The sequence below is a fragment of the Pseudodesulfovibrio piezophilus C1TLV30 genome (assembly GCF_000341895.1).
In the GTDB taxonomy this organism is placed as follows: domain Bacteria; phylum Desulfobacterota; class Desulfovibrionia; order Desulfovibrionales; family Desulfovibrionaceae; genus Pseudodesulfovibrio; species Pseudodesulfovibrio piezophilus.
Genome location: NC_020409.1, coordinates 2,380,157 through 2,405,366, shown reverse-complemented (window position 1 = coordinate 2,405,366; position 25,210 = coordinate 2,380,157). Strand labels below are relative to the sequence as shown.

Here is a 25,210-nt window from a genome sequence, read left to right as displayed (position 1 = left end):
TCGAGATCAGATCATCTTTGCTTGCTCTTCGCCTGAGTCCTCCGACTCGTGACCGAGAAAGGAAAGCGACTCAAAGGCCTTGGAATCAGGATGATACCCCAACAGCTCTCCTGTCTCCATATCAAAATACCATCCGTGGAGATCGAGTTCCCCGGCATCAACCCGTCTGGCAATCCACGGGAAAGTCATCAAATTCCTGACCGAAGCCAATATCCCAGCCATTTCACAGGCCGTACACGATTTTTTGTGAACCTCACCGAAATGGCCCAGCACTTCGTCTCGCACGGGATTCATCACGGAAAGCCATTTATCGATAAACTCCGTATTATTGACAGCAGTTCCATGCATAAGCGCATCAATACCGCCGCACCCGCTATGGCCGAGCACGATGATATTGGCGACTTTCAGTGCCTTGACAGCATATTCTATGGCCGATGACACACCATGAAAACCGGAATCGGCTTCGTAGGGAGGCACTATATTGGCGACATTGCGAACCACGAATATTTCGCCGGGACCACATTGCATAATCAGGGAAGGATCGGTCCGAGAATCACTACAGGCAATGACCATGGTCCTGGGATTCTGACCTTGTCTCAAAGCTTCAAAGGGTGAATTTTCACAGCAAAAATATGTGTTTCGAAAGTTATTGAACCCGGAAATGAATTTTCTGATATCTTGCATTTGTCTTCCATTCTACCGCGCGTGCGAAGTCGATCTGGCTATGCCCATGTCCAGGGCGGAATCTGAAATGGTCACTTGAGGTGGGGAGTCACCGTTACGTTTATGGCCGCAAGTTCCGGTTGAGGACAGAAAAATCCTCTGAAGAAAGATATAAAAAGCTTTCCCCCAGCCGACAACACGGCATCAGAAAAGAGGCAGCTTGGATACAGGAATGTCATTACCCTCTCTCAACACGGCCTATGCTTTCATCCTCTCGGTCAGCGCGCTCAAAGTTCTGATCTGGTCAGTCAGGTCAGAGACAACTTGACGGGACGATGTCATCGCCTTGGATGTTTCACCGGATATTTCGTTGATATCAACGATACTCCGACTGATTTCCTCACTGGCGGCGGATTGCTGCTCAGCCGCAGCGGCAATGGACTGAACCTGCATGGTGGCATCACTGACCAGGGAAACAATCTCCCTGAGAGACTCACCGGAAGCAGTGGCCAATTCCGTGACCTGACTGATAGTGTCCACAGATTTGATTGTATTATCGATATTCTTGCGGGTTCCATCCTGAATGGATTTGATGGCATTGGCGACATCGCTGGTCGCCGCCATGGTCTTTTCCGCCAGTTTGCGGACTTCATCGGCAACCACGGCAAACCCGCGCCCGGCCTCACCCGCCCTCGCCGCCTCAATGGCGGCATTCAGGGCCAACAAATTCGTCTGATCGGCAATATCATTGATAACATTCAGGATCTGCCCAATCCCCTCGGCCTGAGTGCCCAATTGGCTCATATCGTCCATGAGGGTCTTTGACTGGCCAGCGATCTCCTCGATACCGACAACGGCTCGATTCACCACATCAGCCCCCTGCTCCGCCATGGTCTGCGTCTTGTCCACGGCTTCCGCAGCACTGGCGGCATTGTGCGCCACGCCCAGAACCGTGGCGTTCATTTCTTCCATGGCCGTCGCGGTTTCATCCACCCGTTTTGCCTGTTCTTCGGCTCCGACACTGGATTGTTCAATCTGAAGCATGAGATGCTCTGAAGCAGCAGTGACCGAATCCACAACACGATCAAGCTGTTCCGCAGCTTCGAGTAATTCGGCCGTCTTTGCTTCGGCGGTGTCATTGGCAGAACAGGCTTCCTCGCTGGCTCGCTGAGCCTCTTCGGCCTTACGGGCAGTTTCCTGCTCCTTTCGGGTCATCTCATCAATATTCGCACGCAAGGATTCGGCCATAACGGACAGAGCCTGTTGCAGTTCTCCTATTTCATCCCTGTTTTCCGCCACCAGCATAACGTCAAGATCACCCGAAGCTATTTTCTGAGCGGCAATCTTGGTCTTGAGAATAGGATTGATGATATTGCGGGAAATAACCAAGCTCATGGGGAGGAGAAGAAGCAGGAACAAGACTGCGGCAGCCCCGACCTGAAAGAGGATGTTTCTGTTATTCTCGTTAACCATTTCCTGACGGATATCAGCGGCCTTGTCCTCAATATTATCTACGTAGACACCCGTCCCGATCCAATACCGGGTACCGGGGATCATAGTGGAATAACCAAGCTTCGGCATGGGGCTGTCCTTGCCTGGTTTATCCCAGGTAAAGTGGACAAAACCGCCACCGGACTTGGCCACACGTGCCAGTTCCCGAACCGAATACACGCCGTCCTTGCCTTTGAGATTATTTAGATCCTTCCCGTGGAGTGCGGGTTTGACCGGATGGGCCACATTAGTGGTATCCCTATAGATGAAATAATAACCGGATGAATCTTCTTCAAAGAACACTTCCTTGATCATCTTTCGGAAAATTTCTATTTTCCCCTGTTCATCCGGTTCATCGGCAACAGCTGTGGATAAAGCGACAGCCATGGAATCCGTGGCAACCTTGATTTTCTCCTGTTGCCCTTCGAGCATCAGATCCTGAGCCTGCGCCACTTCCATGTCAGTCAGTTCGAGCGATGAGTAAATACTCATGCCGATAATAGCCAGAGTGGCGAATGTGGCGATAAAAAACAGAGCGAGCAATTTGGTGCGGATGGAAAGATTACCCAAGCTGAAAGTCCTCACATTGTATTTGTGGTTAAGGGACGAGCCGTACCTTCAAAAAAAGCACACGGCTCTCGACAAAAAAACCAGGCTTGTGCCTTTTCAGCCAGAATGACTGTACTCTTTCCCTTTTCAGGGAGCAAGCCCAGCAAATCAACATTCCTTTTTTTCCCCAACAGTCACAGTTACACCAGTAGATATCCTAAAAAATACGGTATTTTTTTCCCAAGTATCCCTCTGGTTTCACACCACGCTTCATCGCCTGCCCCGGATAGCTGCAGCTTGAAAACTCGTCAGGTACCTTTTCAGTCGGAATCTTTGAGAATTGGGCCAAATCCAGAAGACAAAACTTCATTTATCACTTTACCGAGTTCACCAACAACCATACGCAAAGAACCAAGATGAAATACTTCTCCTACCACATGAATGAAGCGCATGATGACTTCACTCAGCGATCATCCCTCTCATTCTGGCTCTTCTGCACCATGGGACCGTCATGAGGACGAGTCGATATCGACATGGGGTCGATGTTTTTGCAAAACCATTCTGGAGAATTTTTTAAAAATCAGAAGCCCCGGAAAGTGTTTCCATTGAGGGCGTTGAGATTGTTATTTATGACGTGATCGAAAAAACCAAAATACGGGGATTATGCTTATACCAACCAAAGCGTCAATATATGCAGCCCACTCCGGTACTAGAAACGATCTGAAGTAAAAGTCCTCTGTCACAATCATACCTATTCCATGTATCGTCATAACAGCACTCAACAGTATTTCGAAAATTGTAACCTTCACCTTATTTCCCTTTATTCCTTTTGTACCATTTATAGGCTTCGCTCATACCTATTCCCACATAACCAGGAAGAGAGGGTTCAGGAGGTCCTTCTAATGCAAAACTTGATATGAAATCATAAGCGCCCTTGCTCCCAGCCGCAATCTTGTCCGGATGCTGCAAGACAGCTCCTGCGACACGAGGAAGAGCAGCTGCCCCCGACGCAGCGCCTGCTGCACCGACAATACCGGAATTGATATTTATAACCTTATCCATGGCATTATGAACACCTTCAGTAGCCGTTGGCTTGTCCTTACCATAATTCTTGTCGGTCTTTCCTCCAAACCAATCTGCGGCCTTTGCCGCGACGTATGACCCCGCAGAACCTAAGGCCGTGGCCCCAGCCATACCTGTCATAAAAGGAATCAAAAATCCAAATAATCCATTTGGATCTATACCATTCACAGGATCATTCAGACAATATCCATACCAATCCGGATCGCCGCCTGCATCACCCATGGGATCAGGTGCGGTCCAACGCCCGGTATAGGTATTGTAATCCCGCCAGCTAAAACGGACAAAGCCCAAATCCCGATCATGCAGCCCGCCTGCGAAGCCAATGGGAATATGGAGGTCTGGATTGGAATCGTTGAGAATACCACCGAAGGGATCGTAGAGTATTTCTTTTATCACGTTACCAGATTCGTCGGCGACCACTCGCAGTGAGCCGACCTGATCATAGTGCAGAATAGCCATCCCTCCATATTCATCCTGCATGGCATTGGGAGTATGCGCATCTTCATCGTAAGAAAAACGATAGCCGACATCACCATCATGAAACCCTGCAAGCCGATTCAAGTCAAGCCACTCATAGCCTTCAACCAGCTGCCCATTGGCATATTTGACCGCACGCTGCCCATTCTCATCATGAGTAAAATCGAAAACAACCTCGGCATCCGGCTTCTCAACTTTCATCAGGCGGTAGTCAGGCGATAGGCATACAATGTATACTTGCCCTCGTGATTCCAAATGGAACGAAACCCCTGCTTATCATGAGCATATCCTTTATTTCCGGCATGTTAGAGTCGATTGCCCATGTCATACTGATAGTTTCGCCTTTGCTGCCCTGCTGTCATGGGGAAACAATCCTGTTGCCGCCTACCCTCTTTGTCATAAGAGCATTGACAAACGAGTCGATTATCCAGCCGTGCTTCAACCAATCGCCCCTTCTTGTCATAAGAATAGCTCTACTGCATGGGCTTCCCCTGAACTCTTTCGATTTTCCCCACAATTCGATTGTTCTAGTCGCGCTTCAATTAACACGAATACACCGTATTCATCCTTTTTTTCTCCATGGTTTTTACTCCCAAACACCAGTGTTGGGAGTCCACAAGAGCGTAGCACGGGTTTCCCGCTCACAACGAAAACGGGCGTCAGAGGGGCACAAAAAGGCACTAAAGTACAATATTGCTGCTTGACTGCTTTGAAAAAGCTCCCATTAGGCTTCCTGCTTCCACTTTCAGCTGTGGTCCGGTTGCTTAAACCCACTTCTATTTTCCCCGACCCCGATGGCAATATCCGTGTGGGAGTCCGTTTCTTGGATGAAACAGCATGGCTAAGTCAAAAGTTTATGGCCGAGCTTTTCCAGGTTTCGGTCCCCAACATGAACCGGCATTTGAAGCATATATTTGAAGGAATGGGAACGAGATGAAGCGGCAGTTATTACGGATTACTTAATGACTGCAAGAGACTGGAAAAACGACAACACCCTGTTCTACAACCGTGATGTGATCATCGCGGTGACTACCACGCCCGCTCTTCTGCCGGTGGTATCCAATTCCAAGGCTGGCCCACAGAACGCCTGCGGCAGTCCCTGGTTAAAGCCTTTACCATGGATGACAAGCGGCTGATGAACCCCGAAGGCAGGAACGACTTCGATGAACAGATTGAGCTGGGCCGTCGTAACCATGTTCCTTAACCACGCCGAAGAGAGCTCCGATCAGCGGCACCGTGTCACCATGCAAGAGAGGGTCGGGAGCGCTGATCAATTCCTTGAGTTCAAACGAGTGAGAAGTCCTGCCCAACGCTCACACGGTCTCTCATAAACAGGTTAAGAGACACGCTCACGACGAGCATGAAGTCTTTGACCATGCCCGTAGGCAGCGGGAATTGGATGAAGCTGAGATTGAATCCGAACGGAACTTCGAGGAGTTGGCGAAAGAGAGTGAGCGGAAAAAGTCTTAAACGCCGAGCAGGTCGAAATCCATGGCATTCCAACCCTGGTTGACACCATTTTTCGCAAACAAAAAACGGGCTACAGCGTGAGCTATAACCCGTTGAAATTCTCTTGGCGTCCCCAAGGGGGTTTGAACCCCTGTTGCCGGCGTGAGAGAGCGACTATTGAGCTTAACTAGGCTGAATTTCACCGAGTTTTACCGAGTTAAACCGTTTATTCCTGCCTAAACCGTTCCCGAAACCGTTTCCCTTCATCATATGATGGAGGGAGCGTGTTCATACTTTTTTGATGAAAAAAATCTCCTTTGTCGCAGGGCGACACGAAATGTCGCCCTTGTAGGGGTGAGGCTGGCTGCTGTGGCCAGTCCAAACCCAAACCAGGAGAATCAAGAATGTTAGATTCTGAACCTGAATGGAAGTTCAAAGGTGTGGGGCCCAACAGGATCCCCATAATTGAGCAGGACCCGCCAATACCGGCTCCACTAGTTAACTACAATCATGGAAGCTCTTTCTCTCTTTCACAAACCGACGCAATCAAAGTTAACCTCGCGCAACACAACGAGGAAAAGGCTCTGAGGCAAGCGGAAAAAGAAAGACTGACCTTTGCCCTAGAGGACCAAGAAAACTTGGACAAGAGCAGATGGCACGCATGGATCAAAACTGTGCAAATCTTCCCTCTCGCCCAAAGGCAAGTTGTAGACTTCCTTGCCCCGATTGAAGCTCTCCCAGGCCGTGCCCGAAAATGGGTCGAGGACTTATCCAAAGCGTTCGCTGTGCATCCGGGGATACTGGTTGCTTTGCTGTTAGGTTTTGTCAGCATCTTGCTGCGAGGACAGTTCAAAGTGATGCGGCACAAAAACCACACTGAACTTGTAACTCTCTACCTTTTGATAATGATGCTGTCTGGCAAGATGAAGTCTCCGCTCATGGAAGAAGTTCTGAGGCCAATTATGGCAATCGAAAAAAGGCTTCAAGGGTCCTTTTTCGAGAATAAAGAGCTTCTCGAAACCACTGAAAGGCTTATCAAAAAACGTATCCGAACCTTAGAGAATGCCGCAGCAAAGGAAGGCGATTTAGAGGTTGCGGCTCAAGAAATCCTCGAACTTCAAAAATCCATACCAGCCAAACAGTATTTGCCGGTTTTGCTTACCTTCAAGTTTACACCTGAGGGGTTGGAAAAAGAAGCGGCCAAGCAAAATGGTAAAATTGCGATTGCAGCCGCCGAGCTTGGATCGCTTAAGAAGATCCCTGCCAATAGAGACGACTTCCTTTTGCAAGCGTATGGCGGAGAATCATTTTCCAGCACCAAGGCAGGAGAGCCTGTTCGGATCGAGAATCCGTCAGTGACAATCCTGATAGCGACTCAAGATGGCACAGCCGTCAAGCTGCTCAGCGAAGAAGCCCTCCAAGATGATGGATTAGTCGCCCGTTTTCTGTGCTTGTTGCCACCAGAGCTTTATTCGCCTGCAGTCGGTGGCGGAACTTCCGAAGTACCTACCAGCAGTACGAAGTGGCTTGAAGAGACCGCCAACAAGCTGTTCGAAGCCTCTAGTGCGACGGATGAAGGCATCATGCTTCACTTTGAGGACCAAGCTCTTCAGGGTTGGCATGGACTTGAAGCGCACGCAAAGGCTGAGGCGGCAAACGATGTGAACCCGCCAGTCCTTCAGGCCTTTTATCGAAAGTTGGCCGGTACGTGTCTCAGGTTGATCGCGATCATCCATATTCTCAGGTGTTGTGAGAACGGAGAGCCCTACGAGACCCTTATAACTAAAGAGTCCGTTAGCGCCGGGATGCAACTGGCATGGTTCTTCGAACAGCACACCAAGGTTGCCCTTAACCTTAAGGCGAAAGACAAGTTGGACCGCGCACACGCGATTCTCGAATACTTGGTGGAAAGAGGCGAGTATGAGGTCAACGTGCGGGAGATATATCGGGCGAAGCACTGGAAGAGGGAGGAAACCCTTCCGGCGCTGAAGCTCCTACAGGCCCACGGCTATATGGTAATCTACAAAAGTGGCGCTAGTCGGACCTGCATCATCAACCCTCATTTGTTTCATATGGCATAGGATATCATGGTGACATCCGTGACATGTCCCGGATGTCACCTGACCACTCAATATTCATTAACATTTCAGACAACATGAATTGCCCTTAAACAGGGGAATCAGAAAAATGAAATGCTTATACACGGCAGTTTTGAAAACCCAACTTCGGGATATAGTAGTAATAATAAATAAGAGATCTTAGCTATGTATACACACGACACAACAACTTCAATACTCAACCAGAACTATCGCATTGATCTTTGGTTGTCGCTTTACTCATTGATTATGTTCGCCATAGACGACATGCCCAAATGCCTAATGTTCAGACTAACGCTCACTCACCCAGAGAACATACCTTATGCCCTTGATAACATGAGGATTACTCGCTTTATGGATTCCTTCAAGCATTCCATGGGACGGTACAAGCTTAAATTGCTCTATTTTTGGGCTAAGGAATTCAGCAAGCTCTCATACGTGGGTAATTTTCATTATCACGTATGGGTAGTCTTAAATGGGCAAGATGTCAGAAACCCTTTTACTTTGCGCCATAGAGTTCAGCATTTGTGGGGACTTTCCCTTGGAGACTGCACCAAGGCATATGGTCATATTGATGCTATGAATGTACCCGGATCATACACTCGCCATGGAATTATGGTTCGGAAAAGCAGCCATGATTTCAATTACCTCATGTGGCATGTCTGGGATCAGGCACAGTACCTGGCTAAAAAAGAATCGAAAATACACTACCCGTTTAAGGGAGACGCGTATGGCGGGTCGCAGGTTCCGCAAAGAAGCAAAGCCGAAGCTCTGCTGAAACTGTTTGAAATTATGCCTGGACGATAAGCCACTAGGCCGTGTTTTCTTGTTTCAAGTACAACCTTACCTAACATCACCATCTTATGAAAAGAGAGATAAAACATGAAGAATAGCAAAAAAAATATTAATACAATTAGTACATTTCGAGGTGATAATGAATTCTTGTTCCTTGCACTTCCAGATGAAAGCTGCGACGTCAATCTGCAGTTCAGCAGTGGGCCTTCAAAGGCTCAATGCTACACTAGTGAATTTGGTGAAGTCTTCCTGAAAACAACAGCTCTTGTGTCTGTCCATTTTATGGAGACGAAAAGGGACGATCGGGTCAAACTCATTCCGGAAAGCGTCCTTGAATTAATGTGCGACTGCAGTGAAGAGGTAGTAGGCCCAGACGAAGCTTAATTATTCAATTATTGAAGAAGGGCCTCTCGATCAACCGTCGAAGGGCCCTCTTTTGTGTCAGTGGTCCATGTTGGGTGGTATTTCTACCAACGATACATGCCCCCACGATCCATAAACTTTGTGTGATTGACCGAGATATCCTTAATGGCACTGGAAAAGCCAACCCTACTGATTGGCCTGCTTAATCGATATGAGCCATGAGTGTTATCAAAAAAGCACCCGTCAGGTGAAACCATCAGATAACTTCCCACCATGTCGTTTGAGGCCTCTGCCACCGCTTTAATCCCTTGCCTCAGATGACGCTCAACGTAATGAGTGAATTGTTCGTCTGACACAGAGAACTTGGTAGACTCCTCGTCATTAACCCCATCGATCGTGAGAGCTTGAAACATTTTTATTCGATGAGGATTCGTATCACGGTAAAACGAAGACATGTCTTCATGATGATTCCATCGACAAACTGTCGTGTTGATCTTGAGGCGCATGCCGTAATCATGCACCCAATCAACCAACTGCTCATAAACTAATTTTGACATTGGGACACCGTTTGAAATTCTACCAATCGACCAATTCGTATCTACCGACAGGCTATCAATACTAATCCCAATCCAGTCTAGCATGCCTGACACTTCACGCAGCCACTCTTTTGTCAGCAAGGCCCCATTGGATACTACGCAGGTCGTTATACCTAGGTCGTGAGCAAGTCTAATTAACAGTTTAAGCTTTGGATAAAGTAGAGGCTCTCCGCCTACGAAAGTGATTTTTGAGATACCCTGTTGATGGCATTGTCTTATGACATCAACAAAGACCCCATCTTGATCTTGAGACGATAGGGGCGAGCGCATTTTGCATGAGCCAAAACAAAATCTGCACCGCATGTTGCAGTGCTTAGTGACAAACAGATTAATTGCAGGGATGAAACGATCCGTAGCCAGCGTTTCCACAGTACTCATTTGAACCTCCGTTCATTTAATAGTTCTGCCCTGCGGACAGCGAGACGGAAGTTTTGCGAGTATGTGATTGCCTAAACTACGTAACGGATCTCATCACCATTTTTCATAGTAAATGTTTGCTCTATTGGCCCACTGACAACGTCAGTGTTTTCTTCAAGCTCTTGCCAAAAGTATTTCGAATTGATTGCACCAATTAACCTTTCAGGCTGAGATGCGATCAATTCAGCTTCAGCGAGATATTGCTCCTGCTTCTTTTTATTTTCAAGAACAAATTGATCGCCTTGCATTAGCTTTTCGACAGCTGTCCTTTGCTCTTCTTGGTTCCCGCATAGAGTCAATTTGCAATATTCATTGTAAATGCTCATTTGAGTCTTTGCGAAAATAAAAGCTCCAGGATCAAGCAAACACTGCAGCTCAAATTGACTCAGTTTGGGAATCCCAGAGTACTTCTTAAAATCAAACTCTGGGGAATTCGAAACGATAAGTGGGACAATTTGTAGGTCAGAAAGGTCTTCGTTGATCATCAGACTCTGCCTAAGCTCATTGAAGTTCGCCTTAATCGCCTCCAGCGCTCTGTTTAATTGTCCGACTGCACCTTCCAATTCTTGCTCGTGCCTATAGATTGCTTCAACATCAGTACGAAAATATGTGAGCTTTGCTTCAACAATAAAGAGGTAGCCATCTTTGTACGCAATAACGTCGACCTCGCCCTTTTGGGATTCACCATTCTTATAGTCCCAACTGGCAATAGCCTTGTAGCCTTGGCTTTCAAAACGTTGAGCCAAAGAATGTTCCATATTGGCACTATAGGGCTTGTTGCCTGCTTTTCCTTTCCCTTTTTCGCTACCTTTCTTCCTAACTATACGGTTCAACAATGCGGTTTTTACATCCCCATGGAAAAAACGCGGTATTATGATGTAATTATTCTTCGGAGTTCGCATAAACTGCCCATTATCAACCCCACCCATATGAGGTGGCCCAGCAAACAGCTCTAGCGCAGTAAGGCATGCTTTTCGCCTGGCAGCATCTGGAGGAATTTGGTCATATTGCATCATCATTTCAAGCATTTCGTCACTTGTTCTGACGCTAATGCAAGGGTGATGAACATTACCCATAATTTCTTTGTGATACGCTATTGGATTAAGTCCTTGTCGTATACATGCGTCCATATTTTGAGATATCTGATCCTGCATAGTCTGGACGATCGAATTCGCATAATCAAGCCCTTCGTTTTTCATTCTCTCCATAAAGGGAAGGTAATTACTCTTGTAGCAGGAGTCGAAGCGGCCAATAAGATCTATGGTTTCCCGTAAATCAACAGTGACCCCTTCGAATTCAACTTCATCAACGCCGAGCATTTCCTGAATAAAGATGTATCCACCGAGGGCTTCAATTCTCTGAGTGACAGTGACTTCGTTGTCCATCCTCTCTTGAATATCCTCTACAATCTCAGGGTAGATAATATATGGAAATTCTCGGTAGAATCGATCGATTATCTGAAATTTATGATTAGTCAGAGCCCATGCCTTCCAAGCATCAAGGGACTCGGGTTTTATGTCCAAACCACTTGCGTGGGAGACCTCCCAACCCTTGTAGCAAAAGTCCTTAATTATGGCCTCGACTTCTAAAACGGCATCCCAAGCGGCAAAGAGGGAATATGCCTTGATAGGCTCTCCATTGAGCAAGCTGTCGCGGATAGAATCCAAGGCACTATCAATTGACTGCCTACTTCCCCAGTTCTTTCTTGGAAATTGATTCTTTTTGACCGCTACCCTCTGTAAGACAGGAATCAAATTATTGCGCTTGCTTTCATATTGCTGGTCATTCTTAGCATTAAAATACCAAGCTTCAAGATATGCCGCAAAGCTCGCAAGAACCATCTCCCATGAGAGTTCCTTCAATAACGATTGGTAGCGGTTTGCACCCTCCAGAGCCTCGTCATGAAGCTTCCGTAGCATATCCCCGTCTTCAAGGAATTGGCGTATTTCTTCAGAACTAGACTCATCAAGTTCGGCATGAACCATTTCCCAAAGTCTAGACTTCAGAATTGCTTGTGAGCCTTTCAAATACGCAATCAGCTGATCAGAGTCATTGGCCAACAGCTTTAAGGTCTTTACAAACTCTATGTCTTTTTTATTTTTCTTATTCTTTTTCTTGGCCATTAGCTTTTATAACACTTTTAGCTGGTTTTTTAGTGGGCCGTAAATACTCTTAAGCCCCATAGTTACGCTGCCTCGCTCCAATCATCCGCCAAGCTCTCGGCCTGCCGCAGCACCTCGGCCACGGCCTCTTTCTGGGCATCCGGCGGGTACTTGTACTTCTTCAAAATCCTGCGAACCAAGTTCCGCATCTTTGCTCGGACCGAATCCTTATGCTGCCAGTCTACCGTCACATTCTTCCTGAGCTTCTCGGTCAGTTCCTTGGCTATCTTCTTGAGGACGTCATCACCTAATTCACGGACGGCAGACTCGTTCTCTTCCAGGGCGTCATAGAATGCCAGTTCGCTGGGGTTGAGGCCGAGCTTGTCGCCGCGCTTGAGCGCTTCGTTCAAGTCCTTGGCCATCTGGATAAGTTCTTCGATGACCTGGGCGGTTTCGATGGCGCGATTACGGTATTTGAGCAGGGATTCCTTGAGCCGCTCGGAGAACTTGCGCTCCTGCGTCGTATTGCGGCGTGAACGGGCGCTAATTTCGTCTCTGAGCAATTTTTCGAGCAATTCGACGGCTAGGTTGCGGTGCTCCATGTTGCGGACGTCGTCGAGGAATTCTTCGGACAAAATGGAGATATCCGGCTTGTCGAGGCCCGCCAGAGCGAAGATGTCGTCCACGCCTTCAGGGACCACGGCGCGGGCGAGGAGTTGATTCAGGATCGCGTCTTTTTCTTGCCGCGTTTGTTTGCCCTTGGTGGCTGTCGTCTTGTCGATGAAGATCTTCACGGCCTGAAAGAAGGTGATCTCATCCCGTATGGCCACGGCTTCGTCCAGGGTGCCGCAAAGGGACTGGGCACGGGTCATGGCGACCACGACATCAAAAAACTCTTTCTTGCGCTCCTCGGTGGCGACAACAAAGTCCGCAGCAGGGGGCAGCAGCTCGACAGCCTTGGTCTTATAGGCTGAGTAATCGAACTTGTGGAAGATATCGCGTGCCGTCTGGAGTTTCTCCTTCAGCACATAGAACGCCTCGTACACATCGATAGTCGGCTGGCCTCCACGCCCGCCGCTCCGGGTGTAGGTATGCAGCGCGTTCTTCAGTTCGCTGGCGATGCCGATGTAGTCGACAACCAGACCGCCTTGCTTGCCCTTGAACACGCGGTTTACGCGAGCGATGGCCTGCATGAGGTTGTGCCCCTTCATGGGCTTGTCGATGTACATGGTGTGTGCGCACGGTGCGTCGAAGCCGGTCAGCCACATGTCGCGGACGATGACGATCTTCAGCGGATCATCCAGGTCTTTGAACCGTTTCTCCAGCGCCTTCTTCTGGGTCTTGCTGTAGTGGTGGTTCTGCAACTCCCGCCGATCGGACGCGCTGGCCGTCATGATGATCCTGATTGCCCCGTCCGATGGATCATAGGTGCCGTCAGCCAATTGATTTCCTGCCCATTGCGGACGCAATTTCACGAGCGCATCGAACATTGCAACGCAGATATCACGGCTCATGCAGACGATCATGGCCTTGCCGTCCACGACCTCCAGGCGGGCTTCAAAGTGGTCGACCAGATCTTCGGCTACCTGCCGGATACGGGGTTCCGCCCCGACCAGCTTGGCCAGGGCTGCCCACTTGCCCTTGGTTTTTTCGGCCTGGGAGGTCTCCTCATCCTCCGTTACCTCGTCTACTTTTTCATCGATTTGCGGCAACTCATCCTGATTGAGGTCGAGCTTGGCCAAGCGGCTTTCGTAGAAGATAGGGACGGTCGCGCCATCAAGCTGGGCCTGCTCGATGTCGTAGATACTGACGTATTCGCCAAACACCGCCTGGGTGTTCTTGTCCTCTTGGGATATGGGCGTGCCGGTGAAGCCGGTGAACGTGGCGTTGGGCAAGGCGTCGCGCATGTGCTGGGCATACCCGGCAACGAACGCATTCCGCTTTTCATCCAGCTTGCCCTTGAAGCCGTACTGGGAGCGGTGGCACTCGTCGGCGATGACGATGATGTTCCGGCGGTCGGACAAGACCGGGAATTTGGTCTCGTCCTTGTCGAGGGAAAATTTCTGGATGGTGGTAAAGACGATGCCACCGGACTGCTTCTCGTTGAGAATTTGGCGGAGTTCGCCCCGATCGTCCGCCTGTATCGGACTGTCGGCCAGCAGATCACCGGCCTTGCAGAAAGTCTCGTAGAGCTGCCCGTCCAGGTCGTTTCGGTCGGTGATAACAACGAGGGTCGGGTTGGCCAAATCGGGATGGCGGATGAGTTTTCCGGCGAGACAGCACATGGAGATGGATTTGCCGGAACCCTGCGTGTGCCAGATGACGCCGCCGCGCCCTTTCAGCTCGTTCGGTGCATGTTCCGAAGCCGCTTTCACGGCTGCGGCCACGGCTTGGCGTACGCCGTGGAACTGGTGGTAGCTGGCGATCTTCTTGATCGTGCTGGAATCGTCCGCCTCGAACAGGACGAAATCGCGGATGTATTCCAGGAGCAACGTCCGATCGAAGAAGCCTTTCACAATGCCCTTGAGTTCATACTCGAAGGACGGGCGGTCCTCTTCCGACTTTACGGCACGCCATGGCAGGAACCATTCACGATTGGCGGTCAGGGAACCCACACGGGCCTGGATGCCGTCCGAGGCCACCAGCGCCTCGTTGAACATGGCAAGGTCCACCAACTCCTGCTTGTAGGTCTGGAGCTGATGAAAGGCCTCGTCAACGCCAACGTCTTCTTTGACAGGGGACTTCAACTCGATGACGGCCAGCGGCAGGCCGTTGAGATACACGATCAGGTCGGGACGACGATTGCCCTTGCTTCCCCGGATGGTGAGCTGATCCACAATCCAGAACGTGTTGGCGTTTACGTCGTGAAAATCAATGAGGAAGGCGCGGTCTTCGACGTTCTCCCCGTCCCGCTTGTAGCTGACATCCACGCCCTCGCGGAGTAGCCGATGAAATTCCTGGTTTGCCTTGACCGTGATCGGGTGGGACAGCTTCTGAACCAGATGGAGCACCTCGTCAACCGTGCTTGCCGGAAGCTGGGGATTAATCCGCTCGATGGCCGCACGCAACGGGTTAAGCAACAACACGTCATCCAGCCGCGCCCGCGCCCCGCTCCCGTCCACCTCGGGGTTCAAGTCCGGGCCGTGAACGTTGGTGTAGCCTTCGTCTTCAAACCAACTGATGGCGAGTTTTTCGAGAGCGTCTTCGTTAATCATGGGGGAGCTACCGTTAGTTGTCATTTTCTTCTGACATGAACTGAATCAGAAGTTCCTTATATGCGGCTTCATCAATGTTGAATAGTATCCGGCTGTAGGGCAACGGCCCCATTTGATCTATCCCTAAGTCGTAGCCATCTCTGGTCATATCCAAATAATCATTAAACTCTTGATAATCAGTGTAGTGCAAACGCTGTCTTTCGATTGGATCAGCAAGAAGTTGTTTTTTTCTAATAAGAAAACAACCCAAACCATCAGCAAATTGAGCTACCATTTCAGCTTCTGGCATATTGATGGGATTGTCGAATTGGCCATCCTTGCCATGCGAGGCTCCACCATAGGCATTACGGAGTTGGCCTAACCAATGAACCACTCCTTTACTCAGTTGGGATAATTTTATGTTTGCATCATCATCATGATTTAATACGATAACCTCAAGTACCTTCTTATACAGCTCTGTTAAGTCTTCTTTTTTCCCTACTGCTTTCCCATAGTCTTCCAGTATTGTTTTAAAAGTGCTTTCGAGGAATGATTTTGCTGTATCAAGCACAAGCGAAGGGTCATCTTCTCTAATCGCAAGTTCTAAACGTTTTATTTGATCTCCTAGGTGCGCAAGCGAACTGTTATCGATAACCTGCCCAGACCTAGCTTCAAAACGGGTAAGGTTCATTGCCAATCACTCACATTTAATTTGCCTGAGATAAGTTCGGGCAACAACGTATCCCTAACGTTTGAAAGCTCAGAGTTCTCTCTAAGGTTGTTTTCGATCTTTGAATAAATGTCCGAGACGATTTTAGAATATATTTTAATCAGTTGTGCGAAAGGCACCACCACGGCTATAGGTTTGAAGTTTTTCTTGCTGATTTCAGCGAACGTGGTCCCACTGGCTCTCTGTAGGATTTTATCCATAACGGAAACACACCATTGAAGAACATATTCGGGGGAAAGAGCTTTCTCACATTTCATTCCTATATAACCCTGATTAATTGCGATCGGCACTTTTGCTAATGCGAGATAGCCAACAGGAGCACGAGAAGAAAGCAACACCGTATCAACAGGCAATAGGCCAGAATGAATTTTTTGCAGCCCCTCTTCCGTAATCTTTCTAGCTGTTTCAATTATTATTTTATCACTGCTTCCCGAAAGATCCTTGGGCGTTGTCCAGTGGACTGTCCCCCCATCCCAATATCCCGGCTTCTTGGTTGAAGGCGTACTACCTCCAACTACGGTTACTTCGTTTCCGATTTGCCCAACTCCCCACCCCTCAGGAATCAGCCCAAGTTCGGACTCCACCAGCTTGTCGGGGAAGAGGGCCGCTGTTTCCGCATCCATGCCTTCGGGCTGCCTGCCTTCCATCTTCGCCTTGACCGGATCGAAGTCCACGAACCAACTCTTGAACAACGCCTGTGCCATGGCCTCCAGCGTCTCATTCATGCGCCGGTTCAGCTCGATCTTGTCGTCTAGCGTGCCGAGGATGTGGGCTATGGCTTTTTGTTCAGATTTACTGGGGGTCGCAATCTCTAAGCTCTTTATATTTTTAAGACTAATTGTTTTTTGAACGGCGCCAACAACAAGGCTTTCAATTTGAGTGCGAACTTGAGGAGAAAGCAATTGATAGTATAAAAACCGCCAATTGATTTTGGGAACAATGAATGCTGTATTCTGCCCTAAACAAAATTTTTCATTTGTTTTGACGTAGCAAATATTACCATAGCTACCTACTCGCGAAATAATTAGGTCACCAATTTCTGGGTCTCGCCCTTTTGAAAAATCTTCGTACACTTCTTGGGTAACTTTAACTGCGTTTGACAAGTCAATCGGACCGGCCTTCACATCCACAACTCGCACCATCGGTAAGCCATCCTCAGAGTACTTCGGCGTTTTGTGACGGGAGTCGATTACCGTAGCGAGTTCTTCAAGCCTAGAGGTTCGCCAATTGTTAGATTGAACTTCCTCTGATCGTACTTTTCCCCTACTTCCCATCACGCCCCGCCCTCCGTTCCTGCTCCAACGTCTTGGCAGAAGCCCTCAAGTCCTCAATGTAGACCTTATCCGCCTCCTGCTGCTCCTCAAGACGCCGCTTCTCGGCGAACTTGTTGTATTCCGCTTTCGCGTGGGTCACTGCGTCCTTGTGCCGTACGCTTCCTGCCCCCTCAAGGACGGGCAGATCCACATCGCCCAGGAACTTGTCGAGGAAGCCCTGCCAGTCTTCCATAAGGATATTCTGCCGACGCTGGGCGCGGAATTCCGCCTGATCCAGGAACATCACCGTGATACGGTTGAGGGTGTCGATCTCTTTTTCGTCGAGGTAGTTCTTGGCCGTCTCGACATCCCTTTTCAGCACGCGAGTGCCTTTGTAATTCGTCAGCCCCATGTCCCGCAGTTCCGCATTGGCGCGAGTCTTGACAATTTCAGCCGCAGTCAGCCCCGTGGCGGCATAGTGCATCTTATTTTGCATCGTCGCGAAGAAGAGTTGAGTCTCCTTTTCCCCCTCCCGGTAGTCGTTCGCCAACGAAAAGATGTTGCGAACCATCAGGTAAACACGGGCTTCGCTGGCTCGGATCTCCCGTATCCGCGCCAACAGTTCTTCAAAGTAGTCAGCGCCACCGGACGCGCCCTTGAGGCGCTCATCATCCAGCGTAAAGCCTTTGACGAGATATTCGCTTAATCGATCTGTGGCCCACTTGCGGAACTGAGTGCCCAGCTTGGAGCGAACCCGAAAGCCGATGGCAATGATCATGTCCAGATTGTAGTGATCAATCAGCCGCTTGACCTCTCGTTCTCCCTCGGTTTGAACTATTAAGTATTTCTTAATAGTTGCCTCAGGCAACAGCTCCTCCTCTTCGTAAATGGACGAAATATGTTGATTTATATTAGAGACGGAAGTCCCATAGAGTTCTGCCAACAGCTTTTGAGTCAGCCATACGGATTCACCTTCAAGCCTCACCTGAAGCGGCTTATCCAGATCCTTGCCTTGATAGACGAGTAGTTCACCCTGCGGGCGTTCGTTGTTATTCGGCATAGCCCAGCTTCTCCAGGTTTGCTCGAATCTCGCCATCCAACCGCTGCCCCTCGGCCATCTGCTCAAACAATGTCGAGGTTAATACCGCCATCTTTTCCCCAAACGGGATGCCGTCGTCCACTTCTTCGGGAGCGCCGACATATCGGCCCGGCGTCAGGACATAGTCATGCTTGCGGATATCCTTCAATTCGACCGAGGCACAGAATCCGGCCTCGTCCGCATACGGCGTCTCGGCCTTGTCGCCCATCTGCCAATTCAACAGGGTATGCGCTATCCGCAGGATGTCTTTCTCGCGGTCCAAGTCTCGCAGGACACGGTCGATCATGTAGCCGCAATTCCGGGCGTCGATGAACAGCACCTCGCCAGTCCGGTCACGCAATGTCTCAATATTCTGGCCGTTGGATTTGTCCTTGTTCAGGAACCAGATACAGGCCGGGATCTGCGTGTTGGTGAAAAGCTGTCCAGGCAGGGCCACGATGCATTCCACCAGATCCGCATCGACAATCTGACGGCGGATATCCGCTTCACCGTTGGTCGCGGTGGACATGGAGCCATTGGCCAGCAGCAGGGCCATTTTGCCCTTGGGGCCAAGGTGGTGGATCATGTGCTGCATCCACGCAAAGTTGGCGTTGCTGTCCGGCGGCAGGCCGTATTTCCAGCGCACGTCGTCAGCCAGCTTGTTCGCGCCCCACCCGCTGATGTTGAACGGAGGGTTCGCCATGATGTAGTCAAAGCGCTTGTCGGCATGCTGATCATTGCCAAAGGTGTCGGCAGGCTCCTTGCCGAAGTCGAACTCAATGCCGCGAATGGCCATGTTCATGGCTGCCAGCTTCCAGGTCGTCGGGTTGGATTCCTGCCCGTAGATGGACAGATTGCCGACCTTGCCGCCATGGGCCTCGACGAATTCCTCACTGGAAACGAAAAAGCCGCCTGAGCCGCAAGCGGGGTCATACACACGCCCCTGGTAGGGACGGAGCATCTCAACGATCAGCGTAACAATGGATTTGGGCGTGTAATACTGGCCGCCCTTCTTGCCTTCCGCCGCCGCGAACTGCCCCAGGAAATATTCATACACATGCCCAAGGATATCCTTGGCCTTCAGGCTCTCATGCTCAAACGGAATGGTGTTGATCAGGTCCATGACCTCGGCCAGCTTGGAGCTTTCCACCTGAAGCCGGGCAAAGTCCTTGCTCAACACATTCTTGAGGACCGGGTTCTCCTTCTCGATGGCGTCCATGGCATCATCCAGCAGGTTGCCCACGCTCTTGAATTCCGCCCCCCAGGGCAGCTTGGAGCCGGGGTTGAGCTTCACGCATTCGAGCAACGTGGACCAGCGGCCTTTCTCCGGCACCCAGAACACGTTGGCCTCGGTGTAGTAGTCGCGCTCCTCCAACTCGTCGTTCAGGAGTTCCTCGTCTTCCAGGTCATCATCGAGAAAGTACTCATGGTCGGGGTTAGCGAACTGAGCCTTCAGCTCCTCCTGGCGTTGCACGAAGCTGTCCCCGACATATTTCAGAAAGACCAACCCGAGCACGACGTGCTTGTACACAGCCGCATCCAGAGAAGGCAGGAGTTTGCAAGCGGCAGCCCACAGCCGCTTCTCCATATTCTTGAGAAACGCATATTGTTCCAACGCTGTCATTTCGTTTTCCTTTTCAGATTCAGTACGATTGGGAAAAGTCATAATACACGGGCACGGAAATGTGAAACACGAATTATGCTTATAGAAAACAAGACAATTAAAGCGCATGCCATAAGGGTGGCATGCGCTTTTTGTTATACAAACAGACAAACCTGAAGCTTGTAGACGAGAGGATAAACAGTATGATCGGTTAAGCCACCCATAAATAATCTGGGCCCAAATAGGTTATATCGATCCTGTCAACGTCAGCTTCTGATACGGAAGCTCTGATTAAGCCGCTCTGTTAGGGGTTGAGTCGTGACCGGATTTTCCCCCGAAAGGACCGTTGAGCTACCATTAATCATTGAAAGGCGAACAGGCGTCCCAGACGGCAGGGGAACTCCATCCCACTCAACAGGGCTCCAGTAACGACGCGTTTACCACGAGTTTTGTTCGTCTCGTTAGCTCCTTATAAACTCCAGCCACAATGATCTGGTTTCAGCCGTTAGCCAATTCAGCCCCTCAGCACATTACCGAGGGGCTTTTATTTTGGCTTAAATAGCCCTCTAAGGCATCTGTACTAGATAGTACGAATGGGTTTCTTGCCTTGAATCTGAAACAGGCCAAAATGTGCATCTGAAGAGTGTTAATAGACATCCACATTTTTGAGGCTCTGAATTAGGCAGAGTCCTCTGTCTTTACACGACAGGCTCCACAAATACGAAATATGGAATGTGTAGTATAAAATAAATTAACACTATGCTTATTTTAAATAATTGTTTACGCAAACAGGTGTTTTACTGCTTGTTATGTAACATTTATCCTGATTCAGAGAGGCTATATGTTTTGGTTAGGCATTGCGTGGGGAATGGTTATAGTTTTAGCTTTTTGTTCACTGAATCACTATCGTCGAAATCCTGGATATGGGTCTTGGAGAAAGGCTGGCCTTGTTATATCTTCGCTCTTTTTCATCGCAAATATTGGACTATTATTTTGCGCACCGTACGTTATCAACGATATGGGCTTGCCTTTTAGCAAACTCATGCCGTTGTTTATAGGGACTTTTACTGGAGGCGGTGTCTCATATCTAGTGGCAAAATTCATATATAAATCAGTAGATTTATCAGAAGAGAAAAAAACACCAGAAACACTCACTTGCTTGAACTGCAACGAAGACGTTATTCCGACCAAAAACAAGACCAATTATTGCCTACATAATTTACTCGCACTGTCCACCTCGCTTATTTGGGGGATTATTTGGTTTTTCGCTGTAGCCAAAAATCAAATGACATGGAAATGCCCGTCATGCGGACACATAAATCAGACAAACAATGAAGTTGAAAAGAAACCAACAAACGAAACCATAAAACCAGACGAGAGTCCTATTCAAGGGTTAGCTGCATTTAAGGCTGGCGACTACTATCTGGCATTCGAAAAGCTACAATCATGCGACACAAGCAACGATCCTGAGGTTTGCTTTGTTCTCAGCGAACTATACCAAATGGATGGATACGAGTGGTATAATGAAAAGCGTGCCTTGGAATTTATGAGATCATCTGCTGAACGGGGACAAACAGAAGCAATTTTTAATCTTGGAAAGTTATACCTCTCAGGAAATGGACTTGACCAAAACGACCAGATTGGATGGCGCTGGTTAAGCCGTGCAGCACTTCAAGGCCATACGGAATCACAGTTGTGGATCGCAAACTCCTACGCCAAGGGATGGATTACAAAACGAAACCCGAGAATGGCGTACACTCTCGCCTTGGTCGCTTCAAAAAAACAACACAGTGAGGAAGCATCGAAGCTACTAGAGTCACTGGAAAGAGAATTGAAGCCTGAAGAGGTTAACCAAGCCAAGCAGAAAGCCAACGAGTGGCAGCCCAAGCCTCCTCAGGATTACCGAGATAGGGAGGCCCAGTATGCCTGATAGCAATAAGAGTTTCTGGGGATGCCTTGTCCTTTTAGGAGGGCTTGTTGGGGTATTGTGGCTATTTTCATCTTTTCTGTCTCCATTTGGAGATTTTTCAGATATTGCCGTAATTTTTATTATTTCTGCGATAGTATTCTTGGCGACATCCAAGCGAAAGCTATAAACAATTATAACCATTAACAGAAGGTAATAATATGAAAAAAGCAATGTGTATTATGACAATCTTCACGTTCTTCGCTCTTCTAGGTTGCTCGTCAGGAGAAGTTGAAAAAGTCGCTGGGGATAGTCCTGTATCTGAGGTTTGCAATTCCGGTGAATTCGATAGGAGTATGACACTAGTTGACGCTTTAGATGATTGTGATTTCATAGAGAGTTACGAGTGGAAAATTCTGAATGACAATGACGGCATCGAGAAAACACTGCTAACAATCAACCTTGATGTAGAAGGCTTAAAGGATAAGCACCCTCAAATTAATTCGACGATTTCAACAATGGAAATTGGATTCCTTTTTGAATACGCAATCGATATTGAGAGGATGCTGCGCATTTTACCTTACACCTCAATAAATGGCGGAAAAAAAGAGAATGAAGTAGGCCCACTACTCTTTTGTGCAATCGCGAATAATGATTTTTCAATCTTACTGCCTAAGGAAGCGGAGCCTAAAAAGGGCCCCTCTCAAACTCCCCCCGCGTCCACGGCAGCTCCAGCCCCTGCCCAACCATCGAAGGCTGCCTTGTTGAAGCGTGTCAATGAATTGATGGAGCCATATTTTGCCTCGCTTCCCAATGGGAAAATCCACACATACTATTACAAGAGTAATGACATGAATGCAGAGCTTGTCATAATTAATGACAAAAAAATGCACTTTGCATTTGGAATGAGCATGAATCCGTCCACATATTCAACTTGTGATGTTGAAGGCAAGCTGGTTGAATCAAATGGGAAAATGGTTTTTGACAGCATCCCAGGTTCAAGTTTTGATTTTTCCGAAGATTATAGAACACTTAAACTATATGTTGGCAGTGGGTATTGTGGAGCGGGCGCATATATATCCGGAAAATACGAGCACGCTCTTTCAGCCGAATGCTCATCATCTGGCTTTTGTAACTAAGTGAAACACCTCTCGCTATAGTGACAGACCTCTATTGCAGTGCTGTAAGATATAGCTTTTATTAATTTTGTATTACCAAAGCAATAAAGTATACATTGATCCCAAAGTTTAAAGAGCAACATAATCATTTTCAAAAAACTTTTGGACATGGATGTGCTCTTCGCTAAATTTCAGACATATATTATTCATATAAGAATGAATCTTTTTTAGCCTCTCAATACAAAGCGGATTATGCCCCTGCTCCACTCATGTGGAGCAGGGGCTTTTCTATTTCCTAAGGAGAAAACTATGAGCGATATCCTCAAAGAATTTAAGGCGTTGCAGCCTGCTGAACATGATGCCGGTGCAATTTTCAGCGGTAAAAATTCTAAACGAACAGTGCGCGGCTTTGCATCCGCATCTTCGTTCACCCCTGACCTCAACCCGGAATATCTGTTCCACGATTCCAGTCGTGACGCTGTTGTCTGGTTTATGGACTCATCAGACCCGCTCTATGTGTTCGGACCGGCTGGCAGCGGCAAAACGAGCCTCATCAAACAGCTTGCCGCGAAACTCAATTCCCCTGTCTTCGATATCACCGGGCATGGTCGGCTAGAGTTCCCCGATATGGTCGGCCACCTGACCGTGGAATATTCCAATATGGCCTTCCAGTACGGCCCACTTGCGCTTGCCATGAAGTTCGGTGGTCTCTTCCTGCTCAACGAAATCGACCTGCTCGATCCGGCGACTGCAGCTGGCTTGAACAGTATCCTGGACGGCGATCCGTTGTGCATCCCTGAGAATGGCGGTGAAGTCATCAAGCCGCATCCTCTGTTTCGATTTGCGGCCACGGCCAACACCAATGGCGGGACAGACGAAACAGGCCTGTACCAAGGAACATTAAGGCAAAACCTCGCCTTCATGGACCGCTTTTGGCTGTGCGAAATCGGATACCCCAAATCCGAGGATGAGCAGGAGTTGCTCCATCGTAAAGGTCCGAATCTCCCCAAGGAAGTGCGTACGAAGATGGTGGAATACGCCAACGAGGTGCGCAAGCTCTTCATGGGTGAGGCGGACGGCAATTACCGCGAAACCATTGAAGTCACCTTCTCGACTCGTACCCTCATCCGATGGGCGGATTTGACCGTCCGATTCCAACCGTTAGCCCGACAGGGCATTCAACCCGTGACCTATGCGCTTGATCGCGCTCTCGCCTATCGCGCCACGCCGGAGACCCGGACGGTGCTACACGAGCTCGCGCAACGCATATTCCCGCAACAAGAGGAGAATAAATCATGATGAATACGGATATTACTATTCTCGACAACCTGATTGCTCTGAATCTCGATGTGAAGATCTGGACGGCACGCAAGAAGCTGACGCATGCCGACTTTGGTGGTGCTGAGTTGCCGCCGGAGGAACTGGCTTCGCTTGGCAGTAAAAAGATTCGCGACCCCAGGGAGTTGCGGATTTTCGGTACATTAAAGGCCCGCGCCGTGAGTCTGTTGGATCGGACCGGCGTCCGTTTTCTGGGCGGCTGGGGTATTCCAGAAGACAAGGCCGATGAGATCGTGGCCGAACTGACTACCATTCGGGACGACTTCCTGAATGCGAAAGAGCAATTCCTTAATCGGTACGATGAGGCCGTCAAAAACTGGATCGTGCAGCATCCTGGCTGGGAAAGCTTGATCGGCTCGTCTTCAGTGAGTGCGGATTATGTCCGTAATCGGTTGGGCTTTAGGTGGCAATTTTTCAAATTGCTGCCGCCTACGGACAATGCCGTAGGGCATGGTCTGCAGGATGAGGTCAATGAGCTTGGCGGCACACTCTTCGATGAGGTTGGCAAGGCTGCTGCCGACACCTGGAAGCGATGCTTCGAGGGCAAAGACAAGGTGACGCACAAGGCGCTTTCCCCTTTGCGTTCCATCCATGGCAAGCTGGCAGGTCTGAGCTTTGTTGAGCCTCGCGTGGTGCCGGTGGTAGATTTGCTGGAGACGGCATTCAACCGTGTGCCCAAGCGCGGGCATATTCAGGGGAGTGCCCTGGTGATGCTGCAAGGCGTTGTCTCGCTGCTTCGTGATCCTACTACGCTTGTTGCTCATGGTCAGAAAATTCTGGATGGCAGGACTCATCCGAAATTCTGGCCGGTCTAGTCGCGGATACGATTCCGCCGATTCCTGAAAAGAAGCCTAGCAAGGCCAAGTTCGTTCCTGAACCGGTGTATCATCAGATCGATAGCCATGGCTT

General features: G+C 49.0%; 19 protein-coding genes. 8 read left to right on the top strand and 11 right to left on the bottom strand.

Features of this window, described 5'->3' with window-relative positions:
* Positions 1-6: 6 nt before the first annotated feature.
* The 4 genes from BN4_RS11355 to BN4_RS18155 form a co-directional block, all read right to left on the bottom strand.
* A complete protein-coding gene (locus tag BN4_RS11355; protein ID WP_015415539.1) occupies positions 7-684 on the bottom strand; it encodes a carbonic anhydrase in 678 nt (225 codons plus the stop codon).
* 237 nt (positions 685-921) lie between these two features.
* On the bottom strand, positions 922-2,724 hold the full coding sequence (locus tag BN4_RS11350; RefSeq protein ID WP_015415538.1) for a methyl-accepting chemotaxis protein: 1,803 nt from the start codon (positions 2,722-2,724) through the stop codon (positions 922-924).
* 789 nt (positions 2,725-3,513) lie between these two features.
* Positions 3,514-4,464 carry an RHS repeat domain-containing protein gene (locus tag BN4_RS11340; protein WP_015415536.1) on the bottom strand — a complete coding sequence of 317 codons (951 nt, stop codon included), beginning with the start codon at positions 4,462-4,464 and terminating at the stop codon, positions 3,514-3,516.
* Between the two features lie 799 nt (positions 4,465-5,263).
* The gene (locus BN4_RS18155; RefSeq protein WP_051053260.1) at positions 5,264-5,458 is read right to left on the bottom strand and encodes a hypothetical protein; all 195 of its coding nucleotides are present in this window, start codon (positions 5,456-5,458) and stop codon (positions 5,264-5,266) included.
* A gap of 658 nt (positions 5,459-6,116) precedes the next feature.
* On the opposite strand from BN4_RS18155, the gene BN4_RS11330 reads away from it, so the two are divergent.
* From BN4_RS11330 to BN4_RS11320, 3 genes are all read left to right on the top strand, one after another.
* A complete protein-coding gene (locus BN4_RS11330; protein ID WP_015415532.1) occupies positions 6,117-7,793 on the top strand; it encodes a YfjI family protein in 1,677 nt (558 codons plus the stop codon).
* Positions 7,794-7,976: 183 nt separating this feature from the next.
* Positions 7,977-8,615, top strand: coding sequence for a YagK/YfjJ domain-containing protein (locus BN4_RS11325; protein WP_015415531.1), 639 nt, complete (start codon positions 7,977-7,979; stop codon positions 8,613-8,615).
* A gap of 75 nt (positions 8,616-8,690) precedes the next feature.
* Positions 8,691-8,987 (top strand): hypothetical protein, encoded by a 297-nt coding sequence (locus BN4_RS11320; protein WP_015415530.1) that lies wholly within the window; start codon positions 8,691-8,693, stop codon positions 8,985-8,987.
* An 83-nt stretch (positions 8,988-9,070) separates the two neighbouring features.
* On the opposite strand, the gene BN4_RS11315 is transcribed toward BN4_RS11320, so the two are convergent.
* From BN4_RS11315 to BN4_RS11285, 7 genes are all read right to left on the bottom strand, one after another.
* Positions 9,071-9,940 (bottom strand): viperin family antiviral radical SAM protein, encoded by an 870-nt coding sequence (locus tag BN4_RS11315; protein WP_015415529.1) that lies wholly within the window; start codon positions 9,938-9,940, stop codon positions 9,071-9,073.
* A gap of 71 nt (positions 9,941-10,011) precedes the next feature.
* Positions 10,012-12,102 (bottom strand): PDDEXK family nuclease, encoded by a 2,091-nt coding sequence (locus tag BN4_RS11310; protein WP_015415528.1) that lies wholly within the window; start codon positions 12,100-12,102, stop codon positions 10,012-10,014.
* Between the two features lie 62 nt (positions 12,103-12,164).
* Positions 12,165-15,296, bottom strand: a complete 3,132-nt coding sequence (locus BN4_RS11305) for a type I restriction endonuclease subunit R (RefSeq protein WP_041720319.1) — start codon at positions 15,294-15,296, stop codon at positions 12,165-12,167.
* A 13-nt stretch (positions 15,297-15,309) separates the two neighbouring features.
* Positions 15,310-15,966, bottom strand: a complete 657-nt coding sequence (locus BN4_RS11300) for an abortive infection family protein (protein WP_015415526.1) — start codon at positions 15,964-15,966, stop codon at positions 15,310-15,312.
* Positions 15,963-17,279, bottom strand: coding sequence for a restriction endonuclease subunit S (locus tag BN4_RS11295; RefSeq protein ID WP_015415525.1), 1,317 nt, complete (start codon positions 17,277-17,279; stop codon positions 15,963-15,965). Before BN4_RS11295 ends, BN4_RS11300 begins: the two co-directional genes overlap by 4 nt.
* Entirely contained in the window at positions 17,269-18,318 is a 1,050-nt protein-coding gene (locus BN4_RS11290; RefSeq protein WP_015415524.1) for a virulence RhuM family protein, read from the bottom strand. Before BN4_RS11290 ends, BN4_RS11295 begins: the two co-directional genes overlap by 11 nt.
* Entirely contained in the window at positions 18,308-19,960 is a 1,653-nt protein-coding gene (locus BN4_RS11285) for a class I SAM-dependent DNA methyltransferase (RefSeq protein ID WP_015415523.1), read from the bottom strand. Before BN4_RS11285 ends, BN4_RS11290 begins: the two co-directional genes overlap by 11 nt.
* 820 nt (positions 19,961-20,780) lie before the next feature.
* Between BN4_RS11285 and BN4_RS17235 the strand changes: the two genes are divergently transcribed.
* The 5 genes from BN4_RS17235 (at position 20,781) to BN4_RS11265 (ending at position 25,116) form a co-directional block, all read left to right on the top strand.
* Positions 20,781-21,869, top strand: coding sequence for a tetratricopeptide repeat protein (locus BN4_RS17235; protein ID WP_015415522.1), 1,089 nt, complete (start codon positions 20,781-20,783; stop codon positions 21,867-21,869).
* Positions 21,862-22,035, top strand: a complete 174-nt coding sequence (locus BN4_RS17760) for a hypothetical protein (RefSeq protein ID WP_157871358.1) — start codon at positions 21,862-21,864, stop codon at positions 22,033-22,035. Before BN4_RS17235 ends, BN4_RS17760 begins: the two co-directional genes overlap by 8 nt.
* Before the next feature lie 31 nt (positions 22,036-22,066).
* Complete coding sequence (locus BN4_RS11275) at positions 22,067-22,984, top strand: hypothetical protein (protein ID WP_015415521.1); 918 nt, start codon at positions 22,067-22,069, stop codon at positions 22,982-22,984.
* A 288-nt stretch (positions 22,985-23,272) separates the two neighbouring features.
* Complete coding sequence (locus BN4_RS11270) at positions 23,273-24,262, top strand: AAA family ATPase (protein WP_015415519.1); 990 nt, start codon at positions 23,273-23,275, stop codon at positions 24,260-24,262.
* Positions 24,259-25,116 carry a DUF3150 domain-containing protein gene (locus tag BN4_RS11265; protein ID WP_015415518.1) on the top strand — a complete coding sequence of 286 codons (858 nt, stop codon included), beginning with the start codon at positions 24,259-24,261 and terminating at the stop codon, positions 25,114-25,116. Before BN4_RS11270 ends, BN4_RS11265 begins: the two co-directional genes overlap by 4 nt.
* Positions 25,117-25,210 lie beyond the last annotated feature (94 nt).